Genomic DNA, 23567 nt, shown 5'->3' on the forward strand with positions numbered 1-23567 from the left:
ATCAATGCACATCCTTTCTTTTTTTAGCCCATTCCATCAACAGCAAGAGTCCTACCGAGAAGGCAGCCAATACCAATGCGACGCCATTCGCCGCAGCCACGTTAAAATTCTCCACATCCTGATATACTAACGTTGTCGCCGTCTGAGTTTTATTCATGATATTACCGGACACCACCAGCACCGCACCAAACTCGCCCAATGAACGGGCCACCGTGAGTACCAGGCCATATACGACAGCCCACCGGATGGAAGGCCATGTTACCTTTCGGAACGTTGTCCATTCGTAAGCCCCCAGCGTCGCTGCCGCCTGTTCCTGATCATTTCCAATTTCCTGCAATACAGGCATGACCTCACGAACCATGAGCGGAAACGTGACGAACAGTGTGGCGATTACCATACCCGGGAAAGCATATACCACTTTAAACCCGATCCCTTCAAAAAAACCGCCGATGATGCTGTCGGGTCCGAGCAGCAGTACAATCATCAAACCGCCAATGACCGGCGATACCGCATAGGGCAAATCGACAATGCTGTTCAGAATGCCCTTGATCTTTCGGCTCAGCCAATTCGCCCGTACCAGGTACAACGCCATCATGATGCCAAACAACGCATTGAAGAACGTAACGAATACCACTATAAGCCCCGTCATCATCAGGGCATGCAAGGCTTCCGGCCTGAACAAACCTTCGGCAAACCCGCTCAGCCCTTTATCAAACGCACCGATCGCAATTCGGGACAGGGGGATGATTAACAGAATAATAAATACGGCGTACGTAAGTCCGATCCACAGACGTCTCAAACTCGTCTCCCCCTCTGCTGTACGGCATTGATCACCCAGAGGATGATAAAAGAGAGGGTAAGGAGCAGAATCGATACCGCAGCCGCTCCAGCAGGATTGTCGCTCTCGACCTCACCAAAAATAAAAACCGAGGCAATCAGTGTTCTTCCCGGAATGTTGCCGGCCACCAAGACAACGGCCCCGAATTCGGCTAATGCCCTTGAGAATGCCAGCATTCCTCCGCTGATAATCCCGGGCAGCATCGACGGCAGGATGACTTTGAAAAAGGTTCTCGTCCTGGAAGCACCCATCGTATATGCCGCTTCTTCCTCCAGCGGGTCGAGCTCCTCCAGCAGCGGCTGAACCGCACGGATGACAAACGGAAACGTGACAAACATCATCGCTATCACAATCGCGGGCTGGTGGAATACAATTTCAAAACCCAATTTCTCTGCCAAACCACCGAGAAAGCTCCCGGGGCCCAGCAGCAGTAATATCATCAGACCGCCAACGGCTGTCGGCAGTGCAAAGGGCAGGTCGACCAGACTGTTCAGCAGCGTCCTTCCCGGAAACTTATATCGTATAAGCACCCATGCAATCATCGTTCCGATAAGCACGTTGATGAAAGTAGAGATGACGCCCAGCTTGATGGTAAGCAGCACAGCCTTCCACGCGATCGGATCCATAATGCTCTCCGTAAAATGACTCCATCCTGCAGAGAATGATTGCACATATACCCCAAAGATCGGCAGTACGATCAAGGCAAGAAAATAAAGCAGTACGGTACTTCGAAATCCCCAAGTCCAACCTTTATGACGAATCCATGTTGTCATCTCGTATCCCTCCCGCCTCCGGATGGCATTCCGGTCGACACTTTCGCAAACCATCTTTATATTTCCTATTTGTATACTTGGTTTTCTTTACACATACTTTACCAAAAGCGGAATCCCATCGTCAATCCATCTTTTGCACTTTATCGGGTAAAATAAAAGAAATGGTAAAAAATGAGGAGGTATTCTACATGCTGTATACCGGTGAATTGGAAACGCAAGGTCGCGATGAGATGAGGGATATTACAAGGGAGATCCACTCCTACGTGAAACAAAGCGGGGTCCAGCAGGGAACGGTCCTGATCTATTGCCCGCATACGACGGCGGGGATTGCCATCAATGAGAATGCGGATCCTGATGTGAAACGGGACGTCCTGATGTCGCTCGATGAGGTCTATCCTTGGAATCATCCCAAGTATCGCCATGCGGAGGGCAACACCGCTTCCCACCTCAAATCGATCACCTGCGGCCCTTCCCAGACCGTGATCATTCAGAACGGGCACCTGCTCCTCGGACGTTGGCAGGGCATTTATTTCTGCGAATTCGACGGACCGAGGCAGCGCCAATATCATGTGAAGATCATGGAAGGATGATCCCTTAAATAAGATGTTATGTTGACGCCAGCGTATGTATAACAGCACAAAAAGCAGACAGGCACATGCTAGGGGGCGTGGACCTGTCTGTGTTTTATTCATTAAGTGATTGACGTTTCAACGCTAGATCGTTGTAACGGATTGAAGCATCAAGCTGCACGTTTTGACCGTATTTAAACATCAGACCCTGCTGTACAAACTCCGGCATAACACTTTGATATGGGTAAGAGCGGCTGGTTTAATCTCATCAAAACCAATTCTGTCCTGAATATAATACGATATAAATCCATGCAGCGACAAAAACAAAGTCAACGGAACGGTTCGCCGTTCTTCCTCACTGTAATTCTCCTCAAGCAAATACTGACGGACCAGCATAGCAAACATTTCAAAACAGCGTCCCTGCTCAGAGCGACAGTAGGACAGCAGCTCTTCGTCCCGAATCATGAACATGATTTCGTACTGGTAAGGATTATCCAGACCGAAACGAACGAATTCCAGCATCAGCTGCTCCAGCTTCGATACCCCGTCACAGGGAGGCTTTCCCGAGACTTCCAACAGCAAATCACTTAGATCATTAAAGTCCTTCATGACAATGGCGTAGAAAAGCTCCGCCTTTTCCTTAAAATGATAATACAGGGAGCCGTGGCTATAACCCAGATGCTGCCCGATGCTTCGCATCGATATGGCCCTGTATCCTTTGGTTATGAACAAATGCCTGGCTGCTTCCAGTATCCGCTCTCTCGACAACTCGCGTTCGACTGCTCTTCTTGCCATATTATTTTATTCCCCTTCAATAAAATAAAGCCGCTCTCCCTCTGTGATCAGGGACTGCCCCTGTGTCAAATCCACCATCCAAGACATAAAGCTCTCCGCATCACCATCGAGCGGCAAGCAGGTCAAGGTCACCGTGTCGGCAAAGTTTGTCTCTCCCATACGAACGCCTCGGTTGCGTAGCTCGTTCTCCACTTTACCCAGCCAGGTATAATCCAGCTCCACGAAAATCTCCCGATGAAGAACCCTTGTAATCGGATCGCCTGACTCCATCGCAGCCACGGCTCCGTCGGTGTACGCCCGGATCAATCCGCCCGCACCCAGCATAATGCCGCCAAAATAACGCGTGACCACAATGGCTACATTCTTCCGCCCCTGATTGCGGATCACCTCGAGAATTGGCTTACCAGCCGTTCCGCTCGGTTCCCCGTCGTCCGATTGCTTCTGAATCTCATCCCGCTCGCCGATCATATAAGCGGAACAGTTATGGGTAGCATTCCAATGTTTTTTCTTGATCTCTTCAATAAAAGCGACGGCTTCCTCTTCGGTTTCAACCGGCATTACATGCCCGATGAAACGCGATTTCTTGATGACGATCTCTTTGGAGCCCGCCTGACGTACCGTTTTGTAACGATCCAGCATGAAACTACAACCACCTCTATATTGCCAAGAAAGCAGTCCACGGCAATGATATGCCAGCGGACTGCTTCCTTCAGCGTCTTACGTCTAATCCAATGAAAGTGTCAGGTTATTCGGAAAGTCTAGCTTCCAATTCGGCCTTCTCTTTCTCATACCCAGGTTTGCCGAGCAATGCGAACATATTTTTCTTGTACGCCTCTACGCCCGGTTGGTCAAACGGGTTGACACCCAACAGATAGCCGCTGATACCGCAGGCCTTTTCGAAAAAGTATACCAGATATCCGAACGAATAGGGAGTGAAATCTGGAATTGTCACAATCAAATTCGGAACTTGTCCGTCTGTATGGGCCAGCATCGTGCCTTGGAAGGCCTTTTTGTTAACAAAATCCAATGTTTTCCCGGTCAGGAAGTTCAAGCCGTCCAGATCGTCCGGATCCGATTCGATCGTAATATGCTCGGATACGTTCTCCACCTGAATAACCGTTTCGAAGATGTTGCGGCTGCCTTCCTGGATAAATTGACCCATGGAGTGCAGATCCGTAGAGAAATCGACGGATGCCGGGTAAATCCCCTTGTAATCCTTGCCTTCACTCTCGCCGTAAAGCTGCTTCCACCATTCCGATACAAAATGCAGGGAAGGCTCGTAGTTCACGAGGATCTCGATGCCTTTGCCTTTACGGTAAAGCGCGTTACGAACCGCCGCATATTGGTAAGCTTCGTTCTCGGCTACGTTCGGGCTGCTGTATTCCTTGGATGCGTCAGCCGCGCCTTGCATCATTTCTTCAATGTTGATGCCTGCCGTAGCAATCGGAAGCAGACCGACCGCTGTCAGCACGGAATAACGTCCGCCCACATCGTCAGGGATGATAAAGGACTCGTAGCCTTCCTCGGTAGCCAGCTTCTTAAGGGCGCCCTTCGCTTGATCCGTCGTAGCGTAAATGCGTTTGCGAGCTTCTTCCTTGCCGTATTTCTTCTCCAATTCCGCACGGAAAATACGGAATGCGATAGCCGGCTCTGTCGTTGTTCCGGATTTGGAGATGACGTTGACGGAGAAGTCCTTGCCTTCAATCAATTGAAGCAGATGGGTCACATAAGTGGAGCTGATGTTGTTACCCGCAAAATAGATTTCCGGTGTCTTGCGCTGGTCCTTCGACAGCTCATTATAGAACGAGTGCGAGAGCATTTCGATGGCCGCGCGCGCCCCGAGGTAGGAGCCTCCGATTCCGATAACGATCAGGACGTCCGAATCGCTTTGGATTTTGGCAGCCGCTTTCTGGATGCGCGAGAATTCTTCTTTATCATACTGCGTCGGCAGGTCGATCCAGCCCAGATAATCGGAGCCGGCTCCCGTACCGTTATGTAACTGTTCATGAGCTGTGCGGATCGGCTCAGCGAAATAATCAACTTCGTGCTGATTGACAAAAGTCAGTGCTTTACTGTAATCAAACTTGATTTTTTTAGACATGCCTTAAACCTCCTGTGAATTTAGAAATAGGATACTTTAATTTAATAAAGACCGCAAGCTTCGCGGGCCAACTGTCATCTATTCTTCATGCGAGAGTCTCCCTTGCGCTTCCATTCCTCACAAACGCTGGCTTCGTTTCAGGGACCCATGCTAAGATAGAGTGGATCAGGAATCCATAATCGAAGGTGATATAGCTATGAAAAAAATCGGGTTTATCGGACTGGGCACCATGGGCGCTCCCATGGCCTCCAATCTGCTGAAGCAGGATTACGATGTGACCGTGTATAACCGCACCCACGAAAAATGCCGTCCGCTCGCCGAACAGGGAGCCTCCATTGCGGAGACGCCTCGTGAAGCGGCTGAAGGACAAGATCTTGTTATTACAATGGTAAGCAACGACCAATCCATCCGGGATGTATTCTATGGAGAAAATGGCCTGCTTGGCTCCCTGACGAGCGGGATGACCGTCATTGACTGCAGCACGATCTCCGAGAGCCTTGTCAAGGAAATCGCTTCCGCCGTAACCGGTCTGGGCGCTTCCTTCCTGGATGCCCCGGTAACCGGCAGCAAGCCTGCAGCGATAGATGGAACCTTGGTGTTCATGGTTGGCGGCGATGCCGCGGTCATCGAAGCTCATGCAGACGTGTTTGACACCCTGGGCAAAAAAGTCATCCACATGGGACCTAACGGAAGCGGCGCTGTCGCGAAGCTTGCGCATAATACCATCGTGGGCATTAACAATCTGGCGCTTGCCGAAGGCTTTGCCATCGCCGCGAAATCAGGCATTCCCGCTGACAATTTCCTGGAGCTCGTGCAGCTGGGATCAGCCGGCAGCAAAGCGGCAGAGCTGAAGGGACGCAAAATTATCGAGGGCGACTTCAGCAATCAGTTCTCGCTTGCGCTCATGCTCAAGGACCTTAAGCTGGCCTCCTCACTCACCGATGGCATCGGAATGCCTTCCCCTATGCTGAATCTGGCCAAGAGCCTGTTCCAAGCCGGTGCCAGCGAAGGTTATGGCGAAGAGGATCTTTCCGCTGTCGTGAAATGTTATGAAGCCTGGATCGGCCAGAAAATCGGCGAACAGCAGCAGTAATACCAGCTAAGCCATGCTTTGCCTTATACTGGCTCCTTTCATACTGGTTTTCGGATCATCCGGACCAGGAGGAAGGAGCCGTTTTTTTGGTCAAATTCATGATTTCCCCCTCCAGAAGAAACTTTTTGCATTTCATTTCGTCTACTATGCAAAGGGAGGAATATACAACATGAAATGGACCACAGGTTTAAAAGCAGTGACAGCCACTGCGCTATTAACCACTGTACTATCTTCAGTAACAGCTGCATCACCGGCTTCTGCCGCAGCCAAACCTACCGCTTCGATTAACAATGTTACCGCGAGCGGCGAAGTGCTGGTCAAGCAGGGCTCCACCTTTGTTACCCTAACCGATCTCAAACCTCTGGGTAACTACGTCATGAAGTACGACAACAGCAAGAAACAGGTGACGATTCAGGGTGACCACCGAACGGTGATTCTCACGGCGGGAAGCAACCGCATGGAAGTGAACGGAGTTCAGAAGACGCTGCCTGCAGCCCCGCTGCTCCATAAAGGCAAGACCATGATTCCCCTGAGGGCCGTAGCCCAAGCTTTTGATGCCGACATCAACTGGAACGGTTCTCTCAAGACGGCCTATATCAATAAAGCAGATGCCGCTATGCTCGCTGACTTAAAGAGCTCCGATCTGGCCACCGCCAGGAATGCTGCTGCCAAGCTGCCTTATTCATCCCAACTGCAGAAACCTGAGCTGGAAATGCTCCCTGTGGAAATGCAGGGCGTGGATTATTATTTTCCAAAAGGCGAATCCAATCGCTTCTTCCTGGTCGATAACGACATCGCCGAATATTACGAAATCCAGGGCGGCGTCAAATATTTGAAATGGCAGGGCAAGCTGGATTACTCCGCCAAAGCGGCCGCGAATCAGAACCTGTTCTTCCTGCCCCCGATTCAAGCCGAGATCGGTAAGCAGCCGGATGCCAGAAACTGGACTGTAGCCCGATTCGTATTCCGTTATCCTTCCGGCGTCACCAGCTACCGGCTGCTCGACCGTAATCAGGAATGGAGCGAAGGATACGTAGAGCTTGATAACCGGGCTCCCGGATATAAAGGCGAGATCGTGACGATCCCGGAGGAATAAGTCCATTATAGCAACCAACGTTAACGGCATGCGTTGATATCCGACATTGACAATAAGGGTTCAAAGCCAACGGCTTTGAGCCTTTTTGTTGTGTATTTACGGACACGACATCACATGCGGCATTTCATCTATTACATGGTTGGATAAGAGCAGCAATAATCCGTCACGGTGCGGATTTCCAGCTTAAAGCTTGAATTGCCCGGAACGTTAAAGGTTGCAGCCCCTTGAATCTCTAACCACTCCTGCTCTCCAGGCAGCAGGACACGCAAATCGCCCGACAAAATTTCCATAATCTCAGGGCCATCCGTTCCGAATTCATAGCTTCCCGGAAGCATGATGCCGAGCGTTACCTTCTCGCCATTCTCCAGCAGCACCGTACGGCTGGTTACCTTTCCCTCATAGTACACGTTGGCTGCCTTTGTAACGGTAGCATTCTTAAATTGTGACATGGACAAACTCTCCTCCTCCAACATAGTTATGGCTTGATATATGGACGGCACCCGCATGATGCGGGTGCCGGAAAATCAATATGGAGTTAGATCCGCTTACATTACAGCAAGCCTTTTACGCGGCTAACCACGTTCTCAACGGTAAATCCGTACTCGGCAATGACGCGGTCGCCAGGAGCAGAAGCGCCAAATGTGTTGATCCCCAGAATGTCGCCTTTGTCTCCGACATAACGCTCCCATCCGAACGGATGAGCCATTTCAATAGCCAGACGGGCTTTTACGTCAGGAAGCAGCACGGAATCTTTGTATGCCTGGTCCTGGCTGTCGAACAGATCCCAGCTCGGCATGCTGATGACGCGTACGGCGATTCCTTCTTCAGCCAACGCTGCTTGCGCTTTAACGGCAAGCTGAACCTCGGAACCCGTTGCAATGATTTGAGCTTGCACGTTGCCATCCTTCGCGTCGGCTACAACATAAGCGCCACGTTTGATGCCTTCACGTGCATGATCCGCCGTGCCTGCAAGGATCGGAAGATTCTGACGAGTCAGCACCAACGCTACCGGACGGTCTGTGTTCTCAACCGCATAAGCCCATGCCGCGGAAGTTTCGTTGGCATCCGCAGGACGGATCACCGTCAGGCCTGGAATGATGCGCAGGGAAGCCAATTGTTCAATCGGTTCATGCGTAGGACCGTCTTCACCGACAGCGATGCTGTCATGAGTCAGTACATACGTAACCGGCAGCTTCATGATCGCAGCCAGACGTACAGCCGGACGCAGATAATCCGTAAATACGAAGAACGTACCGCCGAAAATCTTCAGTCCGCCATGGAGAGCGATACCGTTCATGGCACCGGCCATTGCGAATTCACGAACACCATAATACACGTTGCGGCCTTCGTAGCTGTTCGCTGTGAAAGAGGCCAGGTCGTTCAAGTGTGTCATCGTGGAGCTTTCCAGGTCAGCCGATCCGCCGAGCAGCTGCGGTACGCCTGCAGTCAACCCGTTCAGCGCTTTACCGGAAGCCACGCGAGTGGAAACCGCTTTGTCATCCGCGCTGTATTTCGGAAGGTCTTTGTCCCATCCTTCAGCCAATTCGCCGGATTCACCGCGCTCGAATTGCGCCGCCAACTCAGGATAAGCTTCTTTGTATTTCGCAAATTGATCAACCCAAGCTTGATAAGCTGCAATACCGCGCTCTTTCACTTTGCCGAAATGCTCGCGCACTTCCTCAGGCACATAGAAATCCTCTTCATATACCCAATTGTAAAAATCCTTGGTCAGCTTCGCTTCATCAGCTCCAAGCGGAGAACCGTGCGTACCGCCATGGCCGCCTTTACCTTGTTTGTTCGGGCTGCCGTAACCAATGACGGTCTTCACTTCGATCAGCGTCGGACGGTTCGTATCGGCTTTCGCTTCCTCGATCGCCTTCTCAATCGCAGGCAAATCGTTACCGTCTTCTACGCGCAGCACTTGCCAGCCATAAGCATCAAAGCGCTTCGCTACGTTCTCGGAGAATGCCAGGCTGAGCTCGCCATCAAGGGAGATATCATTGGAATCGTACAACATGATCAATTTGCCAAGCTTCAAATGACCTGCCAGGGAAGCTGCCTCGGAAGCCACGCCCTCCATCATGTCACCGTCGCCGCAAATCGCATACGTATAGTGATCCACTACGTTGAAGCCGTCTTTATTGTAAGTCGCGCCCAAATGAGCTTCAGCCATTGCCATACCTACAGCCATAGCCACGCCTTGTCCAAGCGGACCTGTCGTTGCATCTACGCCGGCCGTGTGGCCGAATTCCGGGTGACCCGGGGTTTTGCTTCCCCATTGACGGAACTGCTTGAGATCCTCAATGGACAAGTCATACCCGCTCAGGTGAAGCAGACTGTAGAGCAGCATGGAGCCATGGCCTGCAGACAAGACAAAACGGTCGCGGTTAATCCACGCCGGCTGGTCCGGGTTATGATTCATCGTCTTCGCGAACAGTTGGTAGCCCATAGGTGCAGACCCCATCGGCATGCCCGGATGACCGGAGTTGGCTTTTTCGATCGCGTCGATCGCCAGTGTCCGGATCGTTGCGATGGACAGGTTGTCGATCGTTTGGTTATGTTCAGTTGTCATGATTCGTCCTCCTCAAATCTTTTCCATAGTAAGCTTCGAAAATGAAGGCTTCTTACGTCCCTCCAGCCCCAATCCACATGGTATTAGAGCAGTTAGGAATGTTGAGAATATCATTTTGACTCTTATTGTATCACCACACGTCTTTCATTTCCATAACGTAATTGTCAAAGTTGTGTAAAAGCCGCCAGGGCGAACGACATCCCCCTTGCATTATTTCCCTTAATAGTCCGGTTATAACCGGATTCGACATCCGTTAAACGATTTTACGGACATCGGCGGCATGGAAAAAGTTACTTCATTCGACAATTAAAAAAGCTTCGGCCGAAGCTGCACATTAGACAGCTTCGGCCGAAGCATGAGGCGGCACATCAGCGCGTGCCGCGTTTTTTGGCTTTGAGGAGGCGATCCATGGAGGAGCCTCCTTCCGGAGCCGGCCCGGTCTCCCCGGGCCGGCCGCTGCCGTCCCCCTGCGCCTTCGGCGGCGGGGGCGGGGGTGGCGTGGGCGCGCTTCCCTTGCGCGCGCCCTGGCTTGCGGCCGGCTTCGCCTGCGCCGGCCGCTCTTCCCGCAGCAGGGCATCCGCCCGCTGCGAATCGCGCGCCTCCGGCGGGGCCTTTCGGCCCCCTGCCGGAGCTGCGCTAGGTGCCGGGGCGGCGTTCCCGCCCCCGGCGCCCTGGCCCGCGCCGCTGCGTTCGCGCGCGGGCGGGGCCTGCGGCGGCGGCTTCGCGGAGCTGCCGCCGTAGAACTGGGCGGCGCGGGCTTTGCGCGCCGCCAGCCGCTCGAGGCCGGCGTCACGCCCGGCCTCGCCGGCAGGTGCCGGCCGCCTGCGGAGCAGGGCGGCCAGCCTAGCGCCGATGGCGCCCCATGGCAGAGCCAGGCGCCGCACGGCGATGTCGGCGACCCACAGCAGCAGGGCCGCCACCAGCAGCGGATAACTCCAATCATGGAGATTCATCCGCGAGGTCGCCTGCCGGTCGAACACTTCGGCCGGGTTATCCCAGGATAGTACGCGGCCCCCGGTTATCTCGGCCAGCCGCTTCATGGCTTCCTCGCCGCTGCCGGAAGATAGCCGGTATTCCGGCGAATACGGCACAACAAAACCGGTGCCCGGCGCGGCTTGCAGCGCTTCTCCCCCGCTGGCATCCTCAAGGGACATGAGGAAGGCTCCCGGCTTGGATACGTTGACGAGTCCGGTATAACGGCCGGGCGCCTCCTGAATGAGCTCTACCGTCTGCTCGCCGGCTTCATCGTCCCCGATCACCGCATTCAGCTTCTCCGGCGGACTCTCGCCCTCTGCCATAACTTGGAGCTTTACTTGGTTGCCGGCCGTCTCGGTAGTCACTTCATAGGGCGACGACGTAAACTGCGGGAATGTCCACTTCACGATTTCAGTCAACGTGTTGGCAAAGCCGGACCACGATACCCATTCCTTGGACCACTTTCCGCTTAAATCGCTCGTCCATGCCACCGTTCGTCCGGATCCGTACTGCCATCGTGACAGGATCGGGTCCGGCTCCGGGCTCGACAGAATCGTCTGGGCGGAAGACTTCGGCGTTGTCGCTACATAACCATACAGCCCCGGAACGCCCTGCTGGAACAGACTCGCCCAATCCGCCGGGTTCTGAATGGCCGGGACAAAGGGTTTATCCACGATATAGGATTTGGCCAGCATGACGGCCTCCCGGCTGAATACCGCCGGCAGCGTCGTTTCATCCTCAACGAAGTAATACCGGCCTTTGGCCGCATCCGCCAAGGATTGAAGCAGGTTGGTATCGGCATCCATCCCGACCGCCACCGAAGACATCGTAATTTTGTTCTCCACCATCATATCGGTCAGATCCTGATAACCGGAATTCATGGCGGACTGCCCGTCGGTCATCAGAATGATATGTCTGCGCTGGGTTTTAATCTTCAGCATTTCCTCAAGCGCCGAGGAAACGGCAGGATAGATGTTGGTCCCTCCCCCGCTCGGAATCGACTGGATGCTGCTGAGCACCTCTTCCTTGTCCCCGAGCTTCTGCGGCGGAACGACCCACCACGGCTGATCGTCAAAGGCGACAACGCCGACCGTATCCTTGGCTCTCAGCAGTTCCACCGTGCGCATCGCCGATTCCTTGGCCAATTCGATTTTGTTGCCGTCCATGCTCCCCGAACGGTCGATGACGAGTATGAGGCCCAGGGATGGAATCTCCCGCTTGCCTTCCAGCTCCATAGAGACCGGCAGCGCCTTTTCGATCGGGGTTTTAAAATATCCGCCCATTCCGAAGCTGTCCTCGCCGCCCGCCATCATAAACCCGATGCCAAAGCTTCGGACCGCCTGCTCGATCAGCTCCATCTGCTTGCCGCCGACGTCACTGCCCGAAACGTTATTAAAGATGATGCTGTCGTATACGGCATACTTGGCCGCTTCCAGCGGGAGCAGTTCCGGCGGAATCACCTCGGTGCCGATCATGCCGGACTCGAGGGCTGCCGTGATATTCCCCGACGTTCTTGGGGTTCCTTCCACGATCAGTACGTTCGGCGGACCTTCCACCCGGGTGAAATCGAACGCTGCATTATTGGCGGACGCTTCATCCCCGTCCATGAAGATTTCGGCACGGTAACGGTGAAGTCCCGGACTCTTGGCCAGGCCTTTCACGGCATACCGGTTCTCGCCCGGGGTGACGTCCACGCGTTCCCGGCCGATCTCACGGTTGTCCTCGTAAATGCGCAGCTCACCGGAGGTCTTAAACGTGCTGCGGATCATAACCTCCACATAGAAAGACTCCGCTTGATACAGCTTATCCGGTACCTTCAGTTCCTCCACCGCAACGTCACGGATGGCCTGCTTGGGCGTCGGAAGCACATCAACCGCAATGCCCCGGTCCTTCAGCAGCCTCCCGGCCGCTGCCATGCTGCCTACATTCTCTTCCCCGTCCGAGATCAACACAATTCTGGAATCGCTGTTGCCCTCGAACAGGCTCCCCGCGAGCTGAAGACCGGACTCCAGCCCCGTAAACTGCTGCTCCAGCAGTGCATTAAGAGAGGCTCCTGCATTCTCTGCAGAGGTTAACCGCCGTTCTACAGCGCCCTCAAGCCCCGTAGAAACAACAGCCGTGCCATCCTTCTCGCCTTTTGCCGAGAGAGAATCGTTAATCCAGCTCGCGATCCGGGCTGAATCCCCCATACTGTCGGAACGGTCAGCCAGATATACAACCTGTTTATCTCTTAGGACGGTAAAGCCATGCAAACCCGAAATCATAAGAATCAATAATAGAATGACGCAAGTTCTAAAGAATAAAGCCAGTTTCTTCCGAAAGCCGTTTAATCGAAAATCCGATTTGTATGCATAGTAAAGAAATAATCCTGCCGGAATCAACAACAGCAACAACCATGGTTGGCTAAATTGAACGCCCACGCTGGTACACCCCCCATTCTGCTGCGATCACAGCCAGTGCCAAGACAGCAAGCCATGGCATTAACGAGCCGGCGCGGTTTGCGGTTTCGTTGCTGCCGGATGTCCCGGCATGCTCTCCCGCTTCAGACTCATCCAAGTTCGGAGCCGCTTGACTTACGACCGGCCCCTGATCGTTGCTCCAATCCGCCTCGTATGGATCCGCCGTCACGGCCAGCCAGAACCTAAGCTTCTCACCCGCTTCATTTTGCTGTTCAAAAGCGTACAGCCCCGGATATTCCGGCACAAGCTGTACCGGCGATATTCCTTGCTCATTCCGGAGCGCTTCCGCAGCAGGGATGCCGCCAGTAAGAGCAAGACCGCTCGTAGGTACCCATTTTGCCGCTACCGTATCCGCCGCAATCGGTATATCCGCTTGCGCGCCAGCCATATAGCGGCCAAGGCCGCTTCCCTTGCCCGAGGTCATCCACTCCAGTGCATTGCTGACCATGACCGGGAATTCCGGCGATAACGGAAGATCGCTATCTTGAAGCAGGAAATGAAACGACAAGCGCGGTCGCCCGTTTTCGCTTCCCGCATAGACGATCGGTTGATCCCCCAGCTTTATAACGGGCTCTCCCCAGGCAGGGGCCTGTTCCACCAGCGTGCCAAAATAGACGCCCGACAAGGTTACATAGGCGGTCACCGGATGCTTGGAAAGCACGGCGTGCCCCCCTTGGTTGCCGACTTTGGCACCTTCTCCGCCGATCGTCCATAGCGGCGTTTTAGCGGCCAATTCCGCCCACTTCCCTTGCTTGAACCCTTCCGGCACGTCCGCGTCGATGACGAGCAGATCAAATTCGCCTTCAGGCACGGGCGGTACATCCGTAGCTGTGCTGCCCTTACCCGCCTCCTTATCCGCACTGCCATTGTCCTCGGCGGTCTTGTCTTTGGACTCGTCCAAAGCAACCCGGGTGACTTCGGCTCCGCTTAGCTGCAAGGCCTTCTCCAGAAACAAATTGCCCGAAGTCAGCAGAAGCACGCGCGAAGATCCATGACCCAAACCGAATGCAAAGGATTGATTGTCTGCGGCATATCCGTCATCCTGCGACAACTCAAGCCGGTACACTTCCGCAAACGGCAGATCGGAAAAGGATTCGGTTGATTTTTTACCAGGCTCCAGTTCAAGCATCTTGCTGGTCAATAGCTGTTCATCCCCGTAAAGATTCACTTCAGCCGACATCGATTCCTTGGCATTCGTGCTGAGGACAGCGACCGCCCCATAGGATGAACCTGTTTCACCCTTGGGTGAAATGCCGAATTGGTCAATGGACACGTTAAGAGGGAGCTCCCCCTGCACCTTCTCTACGGATACCGGAACCTGAAACGTTATGGGAGCCGTATCCTGTTTCCAGTAGCTGTCCGTAAAAATAACGACCTCTGCATCACGCTCTTCCCGTGTCAGAGCGGAAGCGAGCGATAAGGTTTCCCTGTAGGATGCCTGGCCGTAATAGGGCCGCAGCCCATCCACAGCCTTATCAATGACGGTGCGGTCGCTTTCATGGGAGACCAGCGTCATGGGACTTGCTCCCACGGACAGGAGGGTGATTTCGCTCCGTCTCCCTTGGTTCTTCACGTATTCCTTTATTCGTTCCTGCATCCATTGCAGCCTGGATGCGGCTTCGCCTTCAGCCGATGGCTGAATCTGCGCGCTCATGCTGCCCGAGGTATCGGCAACGATGACCACGTGGGCGCTGCCTCCGCCAGACACCTGCAGAAAAGGCTGCATCAGTGCGAAGACCATCAGCGCAGCAGCAAGCAGCTGGAGCCACAGCAGAAGCCGGTTCTGCAGCTTCTGCCACGGCCTGTTGGCCTCCAGGTTCCGAAGTACCCGCTCCCACAGCAAATGGCTGGGAACGGTTGTATCGACATATTTTCGTTTGAACATATACATAAGCACGATGGCCGGCAGCGTTAAACCGAACCATAGACTCAGCCAAGATTGAATCCCCAACGTGTCCCCTCCTTACTCCCGTGGACCCTGACTAACACGACTTGGACGTTTTCTCAAAGCATTGGATGAAGGCCTGTCATCTGTTCCTGTTTTATTTCAATGAATTCTCTTGTTGTTTCTTCGAAATAGATCACAGACAGGTGCTCATAAAGCCTGCATTTCATAGGTGAGTATTCACCGGTGTTCGCCGTCTATCAGCTACCCAAATACGTATGAAGTTCGGCAGATGCTTGGAACGGGGCCCTGCATGGGATCCCGCTCTATCCAGTAACCAGCCCAGCTCCCGCAAGCACCCCGAACATCGCATCCGTAAGCGGCATGTCCGCCGGAATGAGCACGTAAGACATCCCCCGCTCCGCGCACACGCGGGACAGCATCGTCCGGTACCGCTCCAGTTCCTCTTTGTAAGCATCGAGCACTTTACCCGTCAACGCCACTTCCTTGCCGCTCATCGTTTCGCTGTCGACCAATCGCAAATCGCCGGTCAATTTAGGCTCCAGTTCTTCCCTCGACAACACATGCACCAGCACCACTTCCTGCCCGGTGCCGGATAAAAGGGAAAGCGCCCTGAACAACTCCTCCTCGCCGCCCTCGAGCCAAAAATCCGAGAACACCCAGGTCATCCCCGGCTGCCGGGGGAGTGCGCCAGGAACCGCAAGCGCTGCGCCCAAACTGCCTTCGCCTCCCGTTTCTGCCCCTTGCAGGAACGAAAACAGGCGATGGGCCGAGCCCTTTCCTCTCATGATCGGAAGGCGGGCGTTAATCGAACGGCTGTAACAGGCGATCTGCAGTCTGTCGTAAGAGGACAATGCCATGTAGCCGATGCTTGCGGCGAGTTGACGTGCGAGCAGCCATTTCGGACTTTCCTTCGTTCCTGCCGGATCTGCAGCAGATGGTTCGGATGACGATGACATGACAGCCCCCATCGATGCCGAGCAATCCACGAATAGACTGACCGTCAGCTCCTGCTCGTCCATGAATTGACGCACGAATGCTTTTCCCGTACGAGAATAGACGCCCCAGTCAAACCTGCGGACATCATCGCCGGGTGCATACACTCGATAATCGGCAAACTCGAGGGACGATCCGAGCCGGCGGGATCGCCTCTTTCCCTGCAGCGTCCCGGCAACCCGCCGCTTGGCATCCAGGCTCAGCCGCTCCAGACGCGGAAGCCATTCCGGAGGAAGCAGGTGCCCGCCCCCGCTCACGCGGATGCCTCCAGCGCTTGCAGAACCTCCTGAATGACATGGTCTGTCGTAATGCCGAGCGCCTGCCCCTCGAAATTCAGGAACAAACGGTGGCGCAGCGCAGATAAAGCCACGGCGCGAATATCCCCTGTCGATACATGCATCCGCCCGCTGCACAATGCACGGACCTTGCTCACTGATATGATAGATTGAATGCCCCGCGGTCCGGAACCGAACTGGACGTATTTTCGCACCGCCTCCGGGGCCGCTGCCTGTTCGGGATGCGTCATCATGAGCAGACGAACCGCATAGTCCAAAATTTCCTCGGCAACCAGCACTTCCCGGGCTCCGCGCTGGATTTCCAGCAGCTCGTCGCCGGTCATTTGCCGCTCCACCTGGAATTCGTGGGAGGACGTCGTCCGCTTCACGATTTCCTTCAGTTCATCCGCGCTTGGATACGACACTTCGATCTTCAGCAGAAAGCGGTCAAGCTGCGCCTCCGGCAATGGATACGTCCCTTCGTTTTCCAGCGGGTTTTGCGTCGCCAGAACAAAGAAAGGTTTGGGCAGCTGATGGGTTACCCCACCCACCGTGACGGTCTTCTCCTGCATGGCCTCCAGCAAGGCGCTCTGGGTTTTGGGCGTGGCCCGGTTAATTTCGTCGGCCAGCACGATGCTGCTGAACAGCGGACCCTTTTGAAAGGTCATCCCGGTGTCCCCATGCTGCCCGAACGACAGGATATTGGTGCCCGTTATATCGCTCGGCATCAAATCCGGCGTGAACTGTATGCGGGAAAAGGATAGCTCCAACGCTTCCGACACCGTGCGGACGAGCATCGTTTTACCGAGACCCGGGATCCCCTCCAGGAGGGCGTGCCCTCCTGCAAAGATACACCAAAGCATTTGCTCCACAACATCCTGCTGCCCGACAATCACCTTGCCGATATGTTCCCGCAGGCCTGATATTTTCTCCATCCATTCCTGTGGTCTCACTGCTATATCCGACATGGACGAAACCTCCATCTTCTTGGTAAAGTTCAAGTACTCATTCTAGCTTCCGTGATCGATTCTTCCATCCCCTACGGATTCGGATTGATCTGTATGAAATATTCCTCGACCAACCCTTGCATCTGGTCAGGCAGCGGATTGCGATCTAACGTTTTGCGCGCTTCGGTCTCATAATCGCGATACACTTCCTCATAAGGCCTGGACATACCCGGAACGGTCGGCGAAACGCCGCCCTTCTGAATATCTCCGCCGCTGCCCTTGATCTCGCCGGAATCGTTCTGCACATTGCCGCTGCCCTTGAAATCCCTAGGGATCGTCACAAGCTCGCGACCGCCTGAGCCAAAGCCGGCTCCGCTTCCGGTTCCGCTTCCCGATCCTCCGCTGCCGCCTGAGCCGGAGCCTGCTCCTGATCCAGAGCCGCTCCCCGAACCGGAACCACTGCCGGCGCCTTGACCTTGACCTTGACCGGCCCCGGAGCCACCTTCTCCGGGGCTTCCCTCCGAGCCTTCGCCTTCTTCTCCCGAGCCTTCCCCGGATCCCGCCTGCGCCAACGCCTCCGCACTGCCGCCGTTACTCCAGGCATCCGATACCGACATCCCGGCAGCCGTCATCTGATCGGCCAAGCTCAGTGCTTGCGAAGCAAGGGAGGACGCCAGCGAAGCGGCGGATTGCGATTGACTGTCGGATGCGGCTTTAGCTTGAGCCGCTTTAGCCAGCTCCTCGGCCAGCTGCTGGAGCGCTTCTTCCAGCTCTTTCGGCAGCTTGCCTTCCTTCAGCGAGTCTGCCGCTTTCTTGAGCTCTTGCTCCAGCTTCCCGTCCTCCAGCTGCTTGGCTGCTTCCTCTGCCAATTTTTTCAAGGTATCGGCCAGCTCGTTCTTCTCTTCCTGGGACATCTTTTTCACCTGCTCGGTGAGTTTCTTCATTTCCTGCTTGAGCTCATCGGCCATGCCTTCGGCAAGCTTTTTCCCCACCTGGGACAACGCCTTCTCCTGCTGCATTTTTTGGGCCAGCTCCGACAAAGCCTTCGCTTTTTCCTCCTGCTGTTTCGCCATTTTCTCCAGCTCTTTCATCGCTTCTTCCAGCTTCTCCAGCGCTTGCTCGGGATGCTTCTCACGCTCCAGCGCTTTTTTCAAGGCATCCAGCTTCTCCTGCAGCTTCTTCCTGTCAGCAGGATCGATCGTTTCTTTCTGGAGTTCTTCCGCCAGCTTTTCAGTTTTGGCTGCCTGCTCCTTCATCCAACTCTGCGCCTCTTTTGCCGCTTCCACCTTCTTATCCATCGGATTCGGAACAAAAACAAGGATGAGCACGGCAACCAGCGAAGCGCCACAGATCAAGAGATGTCTTTTACGGTTAGGGTAAGGAAGACGCTTCGGCAATTGCTCTGCAAAACGTGCGCCATAGCGCTCCGCCTGCTCGCGCTGCCATTTTGCAGCCTGCGATTCCTCTTCTTTGAACGATAGTGCCGTTACCATCATGTCACTTCGCTCCGCTTCGTCAGGAACATGATCCATCGCAGAAGCAGCCTCTTCGATCGGAACCCGGTGCAGCCATCCCCATAACAAACCTACGAAGCCTGCCCCGACAGGAATGGCGACGGATGCAACGGGAAGCCAGGCTATGGGCACGAATCTCCCCAGCACCAGAAGCAGCAGCAGTGCGGCAAACCCTGCCATCAGTCCGTATAAAACATACGTTATGACGCGGAATCGCTGCAGCCGCCGTCTCGCGGCTTCGATAAAACGCATGATGTTGTCCATTGCTCTTCCTCCTTACCCTGCTGTTATGCTTTAGGTTACGCTTCGTCCCGCTTCATTTCCGATACTTGCGGGAGCTGTTCTTCGTTCTTATCCTTACGTTTCCGCCTGGCGACAGGACGGATATTCCGTACGGCAACCCACAGGGCGAGAACGATCACAACCGAATAGACGATGAAAAATTCCAGCCACAATTCAATGGGAGCCTTGCTGTTCAAGCTTCCGCCGTACAGCAGGAACACGTCTTTTGAGAAGGACGGGTTAAACAAACTCATCATCGCCCCAGCCGGATTCAAGCCCAGCAAATATCCGACCCAGGAATAGCTGCCTGGTGTTGGCGCCTGGCCGCTTTGATACATATTCTGCTGTTCAATTCCCATGAAGAACAAATACAGTAGTCCTGTTATAAGGAAGATAATCAGTCCCGCACCGTAGGTCACAATAATCGCGACGATGGTTCTTTTGAATAAAGTCGAGAACATCACCCCAAGCGAACCGAGCAGCAGCATCACGAATAAATAAAAAATAAAGACGGATATGAGCTGTTTCGGCGAAATCCCCCCATACAGGAAAACAATGCTGTATACCGGCAGGGTGGCCAGCACGATCAGTGTCATGAAGCTGAGCGCCGACACCAGCTTGCTCAGCACAATCGTGGCCGAGCTCTGCTGCGTTGTCAGCAGCATGCTCAGCGTTTGCTTCTCCCGCTCGCTGCTGATGACACCGGCGGTAAGAGCGGGCGCCATGAATGCGATGAGAACAAGCTGGGCAAAACTCAGCACATAGAACATCATTTGGCTCATCTGCGGATCGAATCGCTGTGGTCCCCGCTGTCCCAAATATAAGAAGAGATAAATGAAACCCATCGCAACGGCTCCGAGCGCCAATACATAAAATAACACCGACAGCATGGAACGCGTAGAACGCATCCGCAGCCGAAATTCCTTGTCAATGACCGGATTAATTAGCTTTCTGCTCCAATTCATTCGCGTGGCCCTCCTTTGGTAATTTCGAGGAATACATCCTCCAGATTGCTCTGCGCTTCCTGAAACGAGACAATCGGAATTTCCCAGGAGACCACCTGCCGCAGCAGAGCACTCTGCTGCGTGTCATCCCCGCCGTAGTGAACATGGACGCCGGTGTTATCCGTCAATACCGACGTGACAAACGGTTCGTCCCGCAGCTTCTCGGCCAGTTCCTCTTCACGCTCGAGCGTGCGGATGTGGATGACTTTTTTTACGCGGAGACGGCTCTGAATATCGGCCACCTTGCCTTGGGCAACCATCTCGCCGTGCTCGATCACGCCGATTTCATCCACCATCTCCGCCAGCTCAGGCAAAATATGCGACGAAATGATGATCGTCTTGCCCATCAGCTTCAATTCCTTCAATATTTCACGCATCTCGATCCGCGCCCGCGGATCCAGCCCCGAAGCCGGCTCATCCAGAATCAAGACGTCCGGATCATGCACCAGGCACCGGGCAAGGCATAAACGCTGCTTCATGCCCCGCGAGAGACTGTCGACGTAGGTATCCGCTTTGTCGCTCAGGTTGACCAGCTCCAGGAGCTGCGGAATGAGCTGTTCCCGCTCGGCGCGCGGAATGCCGTAACTTGCCCCGTAAAAATGCAAATATTCGGTAGACTTCAGTTGGTCATACACGCCAAAGAAATCGGGCATGTAGCCGATCCGCTTGCGGACCTCCTTGGGATGCTGGGTCACGTCGAAGCCGCCGACCTTGGCAACACCCGAGGTTGGCAGCATCAGGGTGGCCAATATGGACATCGTTGTGGATTTGCCGGCTCCGTTCGGACCGACAAATCCAAATACCGTCCCTTTTTCAATATGAAGACTGATGTCCTTCAGCGCATGGAACGTTCCGTATTTTTTACTCAGGTTTCTAATCTCGATCATTGAGTGGCCTCCCCCTTCACAGACAGCTCCGGCATCATAAAGTTGGTCTGATCCTTGGCGGTGATCATGAAGCGGATCCGATTCCCCACGATATACTGCTCCGGATTCTTGGTAATGGTAAACACATTGTTCGCGTCTGTAACAGGCTCCCATGCGCTCTTCTTCGAGTTCCAGATCTCCATCGTAACGTTGTTGTTGAATTTGGTGCCTTTCACGGACAACTCCGAATACTTCACGTTGCCTTCCGAAATTAACGGGAATTCGGCGATCAAGCTGCCCTGTCCCATTTCAACCCCATGAGGGTAAACCCCGAACATCGGCGCATTCACCTGCGATATTTCGGGAGAGAGGAAGCCGTAAGGAATGTTAATCTCCCCGTTCAATCCCCAATCCATCTCCACGGGCTGTATCCAGAAATTGAGCTGATCACTGTCCACCTCAGCGCCTTTCAGCGTATAATTCGTCAAATGGTCCTTGCTCCATCCCAAGATGTAAGCATCCCTGTTAACCATTCTGTTGGAATATCCATATTGGGACAAAATATCGCGCTCACGCTGTTTCGGATCATTCTGCGAATAAGGGTACAGCATCCCGGACAAGTCACCGCCCGTAAACTTGATGATTTGTTTCGGGTCCTGAGGAACGGATGCAGCATCCCCCTTCTTGATATCTCCCAGCTTGTAGGCTTTGCCCCCGACAACCAGCACAACCTCGGTCAAATCGTTAATCGTGTCATTGGTGACCTTACCGTTTAATTCTCCTTTGGCATCCAGCTTCAAATCCATGCCCAGACGCCCCATCTCCTCGGTTCCTTGACGATCCACCCAGACCTTGGCTAATGACCATTGGGACATGTCGCGAAGCTCCAGCGTCGTGGACGCCTGCTCCACTCGGACAAAACTCTTATTCTCGCCCATTCCTCCAAACCTGGTCTGGGACTGCCCCGTTTTCAAATACGTATTCTCCGGAAATTCCAAAGCATAGTTCCCGCTTCGAGGCGTGAAAAATGCGGAAGCCGTCGATTTAACCGCATCCCCCTGACCGTTTAGTTCAATCAAGTTGATGGTGTGCGCGAGTTCCCGCGTCTTGTCCGATGAACCGACCACGTAAACGGAACCGCTCGCGATGACGGCAATGATCGGGATCAAGAACCAAGCCCATTCCCGCTTGTCCGCCTTCTTCAAGATATAGTAGAGCAGCGGCGCAACGACGACCGCATAAATAATGAGCATCCACAACAGCAGCGTGAAGGAAGGCATCTTCAGTGATGGAAAATACTCCAGAACGTAATTCAAACTGTCCATCAGCGAATTGTAGTACATGCCATTCTGAGCGCCCACCATGGGAAGGCTATTGCGCAATATTGATGCCCATGCATCCGGATGGCCTGCCCATGAGCTCACCGGCTCCATAGCCAGATCATAGGCCGCATATTGAACACTACCTTGGCCATAGGCTTTCGAGGCAAACAAAGGTTGTCCGTCCGCTTCAATTCCGATTTGGGCGCCTTCCACCGCTTTCGCTGTGGAAATGGTAAATGCCCCATCCAGTTTCAGCGGTTTCCCGCCAAGCTTCTCCAGCTCAGCCAGCGAATGAACGGTGGTGGTCCCATCTGCAGCGACCGGCGTGATGTCGGCAAACGGTGCCGCTGTTTTGGCATATCCAGCGCCGCCGGCCAGAATCAGGGTGCCGCCGCCATTCACCCAATCTGTAATCGCCTTGCGTTGAGGCTCTGACAGCGTATCGGAGGCAAAATTGTTGATCAGGATGACGTCCAGTCCGTTCAGCAGCATTCCATCCGATGGAACGCTGGCGTTCTTAAGCGGGAACACATTCACGCTGTTGCCCTTGCCGTTAAGGACATTCATGAAATTCATTGTATCCGGATCATCGGATAACACGGCGATGAGTGCGCCCTGATATGGAGAAGCCTGCACGTAATTTTTACCTGAGGCAAACGGAATCTGCTTCCCCTTGGTATAAGACCCTTCATAGAACAGGATCTGGTTATTATCTTTATTCAACACAGCCCCTGGAATGCCGATCACGACTTCCTTCGGCGTATCCTTCGGCAGATTCACCTGCTGAACGTAGGAGGTTTGATATCCGAAGCCATTGTAGTTCTGAATCTGCACGACCACGTCACCGGATATATCCCGGTCACTGGTTAAGGTCAGTTTGAGCGGATTCCATTTATCATGTTTAATCTTGCCTTGATAACCCATTTCGGATTGAATACCAATCTTCGCTCCGTCGGCGTAGACGTTTCCGGCCGGGAACGAGAAGGATAACGTTGCAACAATCAGCAGCGCCACCATCGGCAGCAACATCCACGTTTTTTTTGTATAAAACGACAACTGATGATTCCCCTCTCCACATATAAATTGCTTTCTCATGACAAATGACACCTATGTTCAGAAGACGTATGTAAAGGTTCTCTTCACAAGTTCAACTATATTGACGAGTCGAATCTATAAAAAGTTTG

18 protein-coding genes are annotated in these 23567 nt (G+C 53.9%); 3 read left to right on the forward strand and 15 right to left on the reverse strand.

Annotation, left to right across the window (positions count from 1 at the left end):
• Position 1: 1 nt before the first annotated feature.
• Both MKX98_RS27495 and cysT read right to left on the reverse strand, forming a co-directional pair.
• Positions 2-799, reverse strand: coding sequence for a sulfate ABC transporter permease subunit (locus MKX98_RS27495; protein ID WP_071222618.1), 798 nt, complete (start codon positions 797-799; stop codon positions 2-4).
• Entirely contained in the window at positions 796-1611 is an 816-nt protein-coding gene (gene cysT / locus MKX98_RS27500) for a sulfate ABC transporter permease subunit CysT (RefSeq protein ID WP_071222617.1), read from the reverse strand. The genes MKX98_RS27495 and cysT overlap by 4 nt, the downstream gene beginning before the upstream one ends.
• 188 nt (positions 1612-1799) lie before the next feature.
• On the opposite strand from cysT, the gene MKX98_RS27505 reads away from it, so the two are divergent.
• Positions 1800-2201 carry a secondary thiamine-phosphate synthase enzyme YjbQ gene (locus MKX98_RS27505; protein WP_194544384.1) on the forward strand — a complete coding sequence of 134 codons (402 nt, stop codon included), beginning with the start codon at positions 1800-1802 and terminating at the stop codon, positions 2199-2201.
• A 180-nt stretch (positions 2202-2381) separates the two neighbouring features.
• On the opposite strand, the gene MKX98_RS27510 is transcribed toward MKX98_RS27505, so the two are convergent.
• The 3 genes from MKX98_RS27510 to MKX98_RS27520 form a co-directional block, all read right to left on the reverse strand.
• Positions 2382-2975 carry a TetR/AcrR family transcriptional regulator gene (locus MKX98_RS27510; RefSeq protein WP_113061516.1) on the reverse strand — a complete coding sequence of 198 codons (594 nt, stop codon included), beginning with the start codon at positions 2973-2975 and terminating at the stop codon, positions 2382-2384.
• 6 nt (positions 2976-2981) lie between these two features.
• The gene (locus tag MKX98_RS27515; RefSeq protein ID WP_194544385.1) at positions 2982-3614 is read right to left on the reverse strand and encodes a YigZ family protein; all 633 of its coding nucleotides are present in this window, start codon (positions 3612-3614) and stop codon (positions 2982-2984) included.
• A 106-nt stretch (positions 3615-3720) separates the two neighbouring features.
• Positions 3721-5076, reverse strand: a complete 1356-nt coding sequence (locus MKX98_RS27520) for a glucose-6-phosphate isomerase (protein WP_194544386.1) — start codon at positions 5074-5076, stop codon at positions 3721-3723.
• A gap of 196 nt (positions 5077-5272) precedes the next feature.
• On the opposite strand from MKX98_RS27520, the gene MKX98_RS27525 reads away from it, so the two are divergent.
• Positions 5273-6169 carry an NAD(P)-dependent oxidoreductase gene (locus tag MKX98_RS27525; RefSeq protein WP_220684015.1) on the forward strand — a complete coding sequence of 299 codons (897 nt, stop codon included), beginning with the start codon at positions 5273-5275 and terminating at the stop codon, positions 6167-6169.
• 169 nt (positions 6170-6338) lie between these two features.
• Positions 6339-7265, forward strand: a complete 927-nt coding sequence (locus MKX98_RS27530; protein WP_220684014.1) for a copper amine oxidase N-terminal domain-containing protein — start codon at positions 6339-6341, stop codon at positions 7263-7265.
• A gap of 131 nt (positions 7266-7396) precedes the next feature.
• On the opposite strand, the gene MKX98_RS27535 is transcribed toward MKX98_RS27530, so the two are convergent.
• The 10 genes from MKX98_RS27535 to MKX98_RS27580 all read right to left on the reverse strand — a co-directional run bounded on the left by MKX98_RS27535 (position 7397) and on the right by MKX98_RS27580 (position 23478).
• Complete coding sequence (locus MKX98_RS27535) at positions 7397-7714, reverse strand: pyrimidine/purine nucleoside phosphorylase (protein WP_194544389.1); 318 nt, start codon at positions 7712-7714, stop codon at positions 7397-7399.
• 101 nt (positions 7715-7815) lie between these two features.
• Positions 7816-9837, reverse strand: coding sequence for a transketolase (gene tkt, locus MKX98_RS27540; RefSeq protein WP_194544390.1), 2022 nt, complete (start codon positions 9835-9837; stop codon positions 7816-7818).
• A gap of 368 nt (positions 9838-10205) precedes the next feature.
• Entirely contained in the window at positions 10206-13232 is a 3027-nt protein-coding gene (locus MKX98_RS27545) for a VWA domain-containing protein (protein ID WP_339219590.1), read from the reverse strand.
• Positions 13216-15222 carry a VWA domain-containing protein gene (locus MKX98_RS27550; protein WP_339219592.1) on the reverse strand — a complete coding sequence of 669 codons (2007 nt, stop codon included), beginning with the start codon at positions 15220-15222 and terminating at the stop codon, positions 13216-13218. The genes MKX98_RS27545 and MKX98_RS27550 overlap by 17 nt, the downstream gene beginning before the upstream one ends.
• 260 nt (positions 15223-15482) lie before the next feature.
• Complete coding sequence (locus MKX98_RS27555) at positions 15483-16430, reverse strand: DUF58 domain-containing protein (RefSeq protein WP_071222607.1); 948 nt, start codon at positions 16428-16430, stop codon at positions 15483-15485.
• A complete protein-coding gene (locus MKX98_RS27560) occupies positions 16427-17416 on the reverse strand; it encodes a MoxR family ATPase (RefSeq protein WP_339219594.1) in 990 nt (329 codons plus the stop codon). The genes MKX98_RS27555 and MKX98_RS27560 overlap by 4 nt, the downstream gene beginning before the upstream one ends.
• A gap of 71 nt (positions 17417-17487) precedes the next feature.
• A complete protein-coding gene (locus MKX98_RS27565; RefSeq protein WP_339219596.1) occupies positions 17488-19173 on the reverse strand; it encodes a phage tail tape measure protein in 1686 nt (561 codons plus the stop codon).
• A 35-nt stretch (positions 19174-19208) separates the two neighbouring features.
• Positions 19209-20156 (reverse strand): ABC transporter permease, encoded by a 948-nt coding sequence (locus MKX98_RS27570; protein WP_194544394.1) that lies wholly within the window; start codon positions 20154-20156, stop codon positions 19209-19211.
• Complete coding sequence (locus MKX98_RS27575) at positions 20153-21082, reverse strand: ABC transporter ATP-binding protein (RefSeq protein WP_071222603.1); 930 nt, start codon at positions 21080-21082, stop codon at positions 20153-20155. Before MKX98_RS27575 ends, MKX98_RS27570 begins: the two co-directional genes overlap by 4 nt.
• Complete coding sequence (locus MKX98_RS27580) at positions 21079-23478, reverse strand: hypothetical protein (RefSeq protein ID WP_339219597.1); 2400 nt, start codon at positions 23476-23478, stop codon at positions 21079-21081. The genes MKX98_RS27575 and MKX98_RS27580 overlap by 4 nt, the downstream gene beginning before the upstream one ends.
• Between the last annotated feature and the right edge of the window lie 89 nt (positions 23479-23567).

The sequence above is a fragment of the Paenibacillus sp. FSL W7-1332 genome, from assembly GCF_037969785.1.
Lineage (GTDB): Bacteria > Bacillota > Bacilli > Paenibacillales > Paenibacillaceae > Paenibacillus_AQ.